At 69.2% G+C, this 3,194-nt stretch carries 2 protein-coding genes; both read left to right on the top strand.

Features of this window, described 5'->3' with window-relative positions:
* The first annotated feature begins 363 nt into the window (after positions 1-363).
* A complete protein-coding gene (locus GWK61_RS53495) occupies positions 364-2,166 on the top strand; it encodes an acyl-CoA dehydrogenase family protein (RefSeq protein ID WP_194922094.1) in 1,803 nt (600 codons plus the stop codon).
* Positions 2,167-2,593: 427 nt separating this feature from the next.
* Positions 2,594-2,935 carry a hypothetical protein gene (locus GWK61_RS53490; protein WP_194922092.1) on the top strand — a complete coding sequence of 114 codons (342 nt, stop codon included), beginning with the start codon at positions 2,594-2,596 and terminating at the stop codon, positions 2,933-2,935.
* Positions 2,936-3,194 lie beyond the last annotated feature (259 nt).

Below are 3,194 nucleotides of genomic sequence, written 5' to 3'. Positions count from 1 at the left end.
CTCGGGGACGCTGGGGGCCTTGGTGGGCTTGGCGGCTCCGACGGGCTTGGCGGCTCCGGCAGTCTCGGCGGGCTCGGGGGTGTCATGGCGCTCGTGCGGGCTACTGGTGCTGCGGCCTGCCCCCTGCCGATCATGGATGGCTTCGTCGCCATGCAGCTGTTGACCAGTCCCCCGGGGAACTCGGCCACGCGGGAGTTGGCCGCCGCCGTCTCGACGGGGGATGTCAGGATTCTGGTGGTGGCGGCCGATCCGATGGTCGAGACCGTGCCGTTCGCGGAGGGCGGGATCGCGGCTTCTCACGTGCTGCTTCTGCCGCCTGGCGGTGGATGCGCGTGGGTACGGCCGGTGGAGTTCGCCGTCCCGGTGCCCGGGCTGGCCGTGCCGGCGTGGGCGCGGCTGCATCTCGGCGTGCCGGAAGCGGTGTTCGACGTCGATCCGGAGCCGGCCGCTCGGGCGTTGTCGCTGCTCAGGCTCGGCCTAGCGGCGCGGGCGATGGCGGCGGCGCGACGGAGTCATGATGCGTCCATCGCGCATGCGAAGGTGCGCAAGCAGTTCGGGCAGACGATCGGTAGTCTCGGCGCGGTGCAGCAGCGCACGGCTAGTCGCGAGATCGAGCTGGCTGCTGGCGAGCTTCTTATTGCGGACGCTGTTCGTAGGCACAGCCGCGAGGATCCGGACCGGATTCTGGCCACGGAGCTCGCGGTGTCTCATGCGGCGGTTGTCGCGCCGCGCGTCCAGCTCAGCGCGCATCACACGCTCGGCGCCGGCGCGTATTTCGAGGGGCATGAGGGGCCTTGGCTGTTCCGACGGGTGCATGCTGACGTCACGCTGCTGGACGCCTGCCCGCCGCCGGAAGGGACGGTAGCTGACATGCTGATCGCGTCCGCGGATGGCCTGCCCGCTGTGGATTCTCCGATGGGCGCGACGGCGGTTCGGGAGCAGGCGCGGGCTTTTTGCGCTGCGCAGCACACCGGCGACCGGCAGTTTCATAAGGGCGACGACGCGGGTGTGGTGGCGGCGATGGCCGCTCGGAAGTGGTTCGGGATGACGTGGCCTGCCGCAGACGGCGGGAGCGAGGCGACGCTGACGGAGCAGTTGGCGGTCCACGACGAGATCGCGTATCGGCAGATTCCGGTCGCCAATGCGGTCGCGGCCGTCTCGGTGGTCGGCGCGCCGCTGGTCAGGTACGGCACTGCCGAACAGAAAGCTCAGTATCTGCCTCGGATTCAGGACGGGAAGCTGACGTTCTGCCTGGGTTACAGCGAGCCCGAGGCGGGTTCCGACCTCGCGTCGCTTCGCACGACCGCTGTCCGGGACGGTGATGGCTGGGTGATCAACGGGACGAAGTCCTGGATCACCAACGCCGGCACGGCTGAGTACATGTGGCTCGCCGCCCGTACGGACCCGGACGCGAACCCCCCGATGGCGGGTATCAGCATGTTCATTGTCCCCATGACGACGGCGGGGATCAGCACGGAGCCGCTCCAGGCGCTGTCGGGGCAGACGTGCGGCACGGTGACTTTCACGGACGTCCGGGTGGGCGACGATGCGCGGGTCGGTGCGGTCGACAGTGGCTGGCAGGTCATCACGGAGACGTTGACCGGCGAGCGCTTGTTGCTTGCGACGGAACTCGCTGGCATCTCGCGCCGCCAGCTCGACGAGCTTCTGGCGGCGGCGCGCGCTTCTGCCGCTGCGGTTGCCGTCGGGGTTACTGGCATCGCCGGTTCCGCCGGGACCGCTGGCATCGTCGATCCCGCCGGGGCTGCTGGCATCGCCGGTCCCACCGGGGTTGCTAGCATTGCCGATCCTGCTGGCATCGGCCTTCCTGGATCCGCGAAGCGAGCCGCACTCAGCGCCGTGGCCGTCCAGGTCCAGGCGGTATGCGTCCTCCTCGCCGAGGCGGCCCGCAAAGCCGAGTCGACCACCAACCCGCACGCCGCGCGCCTCACCGCCGCGATGGCCGGCGTCCTGGCAGCGGAAACCGGCGGACAGCTCGCTGAGGAAGCCCTCCGAATCCTCGGCCCCACGGCCGCCCTCAGCACCCCCGACGCTCCGGGTGCGGGCATCTTCGAGCAGGGCCTGCGCCTGTCGGTGCTGGCGTTCCTCGGCGGCGGCACCAACGACGTACAGCGCGGGTTGATAGCACGTGGACTCGGCCTGATCTGACCGGCCCCTGCCGGGTTAGGGGTAGGTACCCCTGTACGTACCCCTATTAGGGGTACGTACGTACCTGCTCCGCAACAACCACACCGCCGAGGGGATGCACGCACCCCCTCGGCTTCGGCATGCCTGCACGATCGCGCCGCGGCTCGCGATTCCCGATGCTGGAAGAGCCTTCGGATCCGGTGGGAGTGGAGCGCCGGAGGCCCGCGTTCCAGGGGGTTCCGGCATGCGTATCAAGGCAATACGTGCTGCGGCTACGTCAGCCGACGCGAACGATCGGCGGCGTCATCGTGGTGGGCGGCATGCGGCGCCGCCGCCACCGCTTGACTCAGCCGGCCCCGCCGCAGCGCCGTCAGATCCGCCCGACCTCGCGGCAGCGCCGCCGGACTCGACGAGCCTGGCCGCAACGCTCAGCACCCTGCTGCAAACCGTGCACCGCCCCGCCACCTTGAAGGCCGCCGACCTGCCACGGTTCCCAGCGCACATCGAGGCCTGCGTCGACTCCTGTCTAGCGATCCTGCTGCGCGATTGGCCACCCGGCGAAGCCCGCCTCCTGATCTCACTCTCGGCGCAGAACGGCCGCCTCGGCGTGGTCCTGTTCGACCCGGAGGCCTCCGACTTCTCACACATCGCCACCACAGCACGCTGGCAGCTCGTCGCCAACCGCATCGCAGCCCTCAACGGCACACTCGCAGTAAGCCCCAACTTCGGCGGCCTGGTCATCACGATCGGCATCCCTGCCGCGGGGCACGTGTCGCCTTTCGTCTCCTGAGGCATCGGCGCTGCCTTCTTTGGGTGTGGGTGATGGTATTTGCTTGTGGTTTACAGGCGATCTTTAGGGCTCGCAGAGGATTAACCCGTAGCCTTCGGGTCTGGGGATCGTTGTTGTGGTATGGGCATATCCGTGGAGGAGTTCGCGGCGGGGCTGGCCGACAAGTACCTGGTGTTGTTTCCGCATCTGGATGAGCGGGCGCGGCGTTTGGTGATGGGCGCGGATGCCAGGGTGCTGGGTCACGGCGGGATCCGGGCGG

It is taken from the genome of Catenulispora rubra (genome assembly GCF_015356825.1).
GTDB lineage: Bacteria > Actinomycetota > Actinomycetes > Streptomycetales > Catenulisporaceae > Catenulispora > Catenulispora rubra.
This window is presented reverse-complemented; position numbering and strand designations above follow the sequence as displayed.